Source organism: Autumnicola tepida (assembly GCF_031846485.1).
GTDB classification, from domain to species: Bacteria; Bacteroidota; Bacteroidia; order Flavobacteriales; family Flavobacteriaceae; genus Autumnicola; species Autumnicola tepida.
Map to the genome: position 1 here is coordinate 1 of NZ_JAVRHQ010000047.1, position 5,867 is coordinate 5,867.

The 5,867-nt window shown below is 41.0% G+C and carries 4 protein-coding genes; all 4 read left to right on the forward strand.

Annotated features, from left to right (window positions below):
• Nucleotides 1-1,881, forward strand: a 1,881-nt coding sequence (locus RM553_RS19010; RefSeq protein ID WP_311536550.1) for a T9SS type A sorting domain-containing protein, incomplete at its 5' end; no start/stop codon positions are given.
• Nucleotides 1,878-3,728 carry a right-handed parallel beta-helix repeat-containing protein gene (locus RM553_RS19015; RefSeq protein ID WP_311536551.1) on the forward strand — a complete coding sequence of 617 codons (1,851 nt, stop codon included), beginning with the start codon at nucleotides 1,878-1,880 and terminating at the stop codon, nucleotides 3,726-3,728. The genes RM553_RS19010 and RM553_RS19015, both read left to right, overlap by 4 nt.
• 403 nt (nucleotides 3,729-4,131) lie before the next feature.
• A complete protein-coding gene (kduI, locus tag RM553_RS19020; RefSeq protein WP_311536552.1) occupies nucleotides 4,132-4,968 on the forward strand; it encodes a 5-dehydro-4-deoxy-D-glucuronate isomerase in 837 nt (278 codons plus the stop codon).
• Nucleotides 4,969-4,975: 7 nt separating this feature from the next.
• Nucleotides 4,976-5,737 carry an SDR family NAD(P)-dependent oxidoreductase gene (locus RM553_RS19025; RefSeq protein ID WP_311536553.1) on the forward strand — a complete coding sequence of 254 codons (762 nt, stop codon included), beginning with the start codon at nucleotides 4,976-4,978 and terminating at the stop codon, nucleotides 5,735-5,737.
• Nucleotides 5,738-5,867: the final 130 nt, after the last annotated feature.

Below are 5,867 nucleotides of genomic sequence, written 5' to 3' on the forward strand. Positions count from 1 at the left end.
CCGGGAACTTCAGGCATAAATTTGCCAGATTTTACAGCTGGTGATCTTAGTTTTACCGGAGGTGGAAGTGACAGGTTAAGAACTACCAATTTAAATCTTACCCGGTATGATGATGATATTGATGAATATGAAGATTTTAAGGGAAGGGTTTATATCAACTCCAGAGGCGCTACCAACCGCTTTATGAGCTTGGAGCTGAATGAAGATGATAAAGTAACGCTCTGGGTGCTTGGCCAGGATGGAAATGGTGAGCTTCATTTTGAAAATACAGCAAATCCAGAACTGCAGAATGACGTGGTAAGTGTGGGTGGTGAGCTTCAGGAAGTAAGTTTTGTGGCAAAGGCAAACGGAACTTATCACATCTACGACACGGCTGATAAGCCGAGCTATTTCAGGATTATCAGAAAACCTGCCACTTATTCGGAATTATCTGGAAACCTAGATCTTACCGATGCTCCGGGAATTCCTGAAGATTATTCGATTGTATTTTCTATTGAAGAAGGAAAAACCTGGAATGTGATACCAACCGATGGTTCCTACCAGGTTGAACTGCCAATCGACTTTGACTACAATATTACTCTTGAAGGCGCTGATGGATACGTAATTTCAGATGGTGCTTCGGTAACTATAACTGAAAGTGCAGCTACCCATGATATAACTATAGAAAAAGTCGAAATTTATGCTGTTACGGGATCAATTACTGGTCTGGATGAGAATATTGAAGATTTAGACTTAACATTTACTCCAGATCCGGGCGCTGATGCACTTTATGTTCCGAAGCCAATGATTGATGCAGATGCGGGAACATATTCCGTAAACCTTGAGCCAAATGTTCAGTATACTATTGAAAGTGAGGGTGTAGATGGATATTATATTCCGGAAAATACGCTGGAAATAACAGGTGAAACTACAAGCGACATCGTTTTTGAGGCTGAACCCGATGGGCCATTTGGAGATATTGACGGAGACGGAATTTTAAATGGTGTAGATAATTGTGTTTCAACTCCTAATCCAGATCAGGCAGATGTTAATGAAAATGGAGTTGGAGATGTATGTGATGACGATGATGGAGACGGGATCATCAATTATGAGGATAACTGCCCTGATTCTACAGAAGGAGCGATTGTAGATGTATTTGGATGTGAGGTTTTTGATCTGGCGGCAGATAATTTCAATATATCTGTATATGACGTAAGTTGTAACGGAAACGGTGATGGCTATATTAGCATTAGTGCAGCAGATACAAATTACACGTATAATGTAGCCGTATCTGGTACAGGAACCGGTGCTGCTACTTTATCATCTTCCAATAATTTTTCAGCTAATATTGAAAATCTTACGGCAGGAAATTATGATATATGTGTGACCGTTGACGGTCAGGACGATTATGAGCAATGTTTCAATGTAACTGTAGAAGGGCCAACACCTCTGGAAGCCTATTCTTCTGTAGATTATGGAAATAATACGGTATCCTTCTCATTAACAGGGTCCGATGTTTATACTATAGATCATAACGGTGAAATAACTACCACCGCACAATCGCGGGTGGTGCTGGATCTTAAAAAAGGTAGGAACAAATTTACCATTTCTACCGATTCTGACTGCCAGGGCACTTTTTATAAAGAGGTCCTGATGTCTGAAGAAGTGGTGCTGTTCCCAAATCCAACCAGGGGAGACCTTAAGGTTTACATTAACGGAACAGATACCAAAGTAGATGTCTCGCTGATCAATCTCACCGGAAAAGAATTTATCTCTGGAAAAATGGAAATTCCTGCAGACAGGGTTCTTCATCTTGACCTTACCAATTTTAGGAATGGAGTTTATTTCCTTCAATTAAAATCAGCTACGGTAAGTAAAACTCTAAAAGTTATTAAATCATGAAAAACTATATAAAAACACCTTATATAAACCTGCTCCTAATCTGCATCATGGGAGTGGCAACGCTTTCCTGTTCCAGTGATGATGATGCGGATATTATTAATGATGCCGTCCCGGGAGCAGCCTCTTTGGTGCTTCCGCAGGACAACACCGAATGTGAGATTGGCGATGTTGTGGCTAATATGGCTGAGGTAGCTTTTGAATGGAATGAAGCAACAGATGCGGATAGATATGATCTTGTGATCACTAATCTTGCTACCCAGGAAGTTATTCAACGGCCTAATCTAACTACCACATCTTTAATGGTAAGGCTTGAAAGGGGAAATCCTTATACGTGGAACGTGATTTCAAAAAATGACGGGGAAGAAACCACAGCTTCAGAAGCTTACAGATTTTACGTGGCCGGGGAACCGGGTTCTAATAATGTACCTTTTCCAGCAACACTTATGTCTCCTGCTTCAGGAAGTACAGTAACACCTGTTGATGGTATGGTAACACTGGAATGGGAAGCTGCCGGCACTGATACTGACGGGGATGCATTAACCTATACTTTATATGCAGATACCGAGGATGGCCAGCAGGAACCACCGGAAGAGTGGACGGGACTTACAGAAACCTCTATGGAGATCGAAGTGGAACCTAACAGCATTTATTACTGGCATGTAGAAACCAGCGATGGCAAAAATACCGCGATAAGCAATACTTTTTCCTTCAGGACGGGTGAAAATACTTCTTCTATAGATGGTAAGATTGTAAACACTTCGCAGGAAATTTTAGATGCTATCGCGGCAGCTATTCCTGGTGAAAACATTTATGTGCGCGGTGGTGATTATACTTTTGTTTCCACCATAGAAATAAATATCAGTGGGACTGAAGGCAATATGATCTCTTTACTGGTACATCCGGCAGATGATACCCGGCCGAGGTTTGACTTCTCTTCGATGACTGAAAATTCATCTAACAGGGGAATCGAATTAGAAGCCAGTTTCTGGCATATCAAAGGAATTGATATCTATAAAGCCGGAGATAACGGCATGAAGGTAACCGGTAGCAATAACATGATCGAATTCTGTACCTTTTCAGAATGTGCAGATACCGGGCTCCAGTTAGACAGCGGCGCCGCTAATAATACAATTCTGAATTGCGATTCTTATTTTAACGCCGATTCTTCCCTGGAAAACGCAGATGGGTTTGCCGCTAAATTAAATGTTGGCACAGGAAATAAATTTATTGGCTGCAGGGCCTGGAGAAATCTTGATGATGGCTGGGATGGCTATTTAAGAGGAGGCGATAATGTAACTACCACTTACGAAAATTGCTGGGCTATCGAAAATGGTTATTTAGAAGATGGCACTCCAAGTGGTGGTGATGGTAACGGCTTCAAAACCGGCGGGAGCGATGATAAAGATCTAAAGCATAATGCCATTTATATGAATTGTGTGGCGGTAGGTAATGCAGCAGATGGTTTCGATCATAACAGTAACCGCGGCGAAGTAATACTCTATAATTGTTCCGCATATGATAATGGCAGGAATTATGCTTTTAGCAATACCAATTCTTTGGATAAACTAACCATAAAAAACTCTAATGTACTTGGAGAGGTAGGTAGTATTAATGCAACTACGCTGGATGTAACAAATAATAGCTGGATGGAAGGTGTAGAAAGCTCTGTGGATGATTTTGAAAGTATAAATTATGAAGAGTTAACAGGACCTAGGCAGGAAGATGGAAGCCTTCCGGATATTAGCTTTTTTCACCTAAATTCAGATAGCGATTTAATAGATGCTGGAGTGGATGTAGGCTTGCCTTACAATGGTTCGGCACCAGATCTGGGAGCTTTTGAGTTTTAAGAGCTTTATCCACTTTGCAGTTGAAGTTCATTTTTTTGATTGTTAATATTAGTTGAAGTTCAGGCATCACCAATCGAACTATTTGAGGATTCGGTTGTGTGGTGCCTTTTTTTGCCTTATTTTAAGGAACGGGCAGTTAGCATCTACTCGATGTGGAGCAGTATGCTACAGGATGGAGATAACTTCCGTTTTTTTATCTTCGAGATTCCCAGATTTTTATTTTTAAAAACCTAATTTATGAAGAAGATAGTTTTTAATGCTAATATTATGTATAAGCTAATTTAATCCTTTTAAGGATGAGGATTTTACTCTTTTTAAAAGAAAAAAATATCAAAACTTTAAAAATTAAAAAAATTGATTATATTCGTGTAATCGATTGCATGTTTAATAAAATTACATTCAAATGACCAACTCAGAATTCAGATACGCACACCATCCGGAAGATGTAAAAAGATATACCACCCAGGAATTACGCGAGCATTTTTTAATACCTGAACTTTTCAAGGAAAACGAGATTAACCTCACTTATTCTATGTACGACCGTTTTATCGTAGGGGGCGCTTTTCCTGTAAACAAAGGCATAAAACTTGAAACTATAGACGATTTGAAGTCGGAGAATTTCCTCGATCGCCGTGAGCTGGGGATCATTAATGTTGGTGGTGCCGGAAAAGTAACGGTGGACGGAGAGGTTTATGAGCTGGCAAATAAGGAAGCGCTTTATGTGGGCCAGGGTAAGAAGGAAGTGATTTTTGACAAATCAGGAAGCGAACAACCTTATTTCTACCTGAATTCCGCTCCCGCGCACCATGCTTATCCTACCAAGAAAGTAGGGAAAGAAGACGCTGAGGTTATTGAATTAGGTGACTCCAAATATGCCAATAAACGTATCCTGAATAAACTGATTGTAAACAGTATTGTAGAAACCTGCCAATTGCAGATGGGAATGACCGAATTGGTTGAAGGAAACATCTGGAATACCATGCCGCCACATACCCACACCAGGAGAATGGAAGCTTACTTTTATTTCGATCTGGAAGAAGGCCAAACCATCAGCCATTATATGGGGCAACCCGATGAAACCAGGCACATTTTCTTAAAAAATCACCAGGCGGTGCTCTCGCCAGAATGGTCTATTCATGCCGGGGCGGGAACTTCAAATTATACCTTTATCTGGGGTATGGCTGGGGAGAACCTGGATTATGGCGATATGGATAAAGTGGCTGTAAACGAATTGAAATAAAACACACATGGATTTATTCAAATTAGAAGGAAAAACAGCTCTGGTTACCGGTTGTAAACGCGGAATTGGTTTTGCGATGGCCGAGGCTCTGGCCGAAGCCGGAGCAGATATTTTAGGCGTTTCAGCGAGTCTGGAGACTGAAGGTTCAGCAATTGAAAAAGCGGTAACCGCTAAAGGAAGAAAATTCCAGGGTTATCAATGTGATTTTTCCGACAGGAAATCCCTTTATGCATTTATAGAAAAAGTTAAGTCTCAGCACGCTAAAATTGATATTTTAGTCAACAACGCGGGCACCATTATGCGAAAGCCTGCTGCCGAACATCCCGATGAATACTGGGACAAGGTCATAGAAGTAAACCAGAATTCCCAGTTTATACTTACCCGCGAGTTTGGTAAGGAAATGATTAAAAGAGGCAGTGGGAAAGTAATATTTACAGCATCATTGCTTACCTTTCAGGGCGGAATTACCGTTCCTGGATATGCCGCCTCCAAGGGTGCAATTGGCCAGCTTACCATGGCTTTTTCCAATGAATGGGCTTCTAAAGGGGTGCAGGTAAATGCTATTGCGCCTGGATATATTGCTACAGATAATACACAGGCTTTGCGTGATAATCCCGAAAGAAGTGAAGCCATATTATCACGAATCCCGGCAGGAAGGTGGGGTGAGCCGAAGGATTTTAAAGGCCCCGTAATTTTTCTCGCTTCCCCTGCAAGCGATTATATGAGTGGAGCCATTCTCACCGTAGATGGTGGTTGGATGGGTAGATAATTACCATAATTGGTGATTTGGAGAAGCTCTTTTGGAGACTTTCGGGAAGAAAAATGAATGAAGAATACAAGCAAATATGAAAAATCAGAGTTTTATAGATGATAATTTCCTGTTACAGAACAAGTATGCG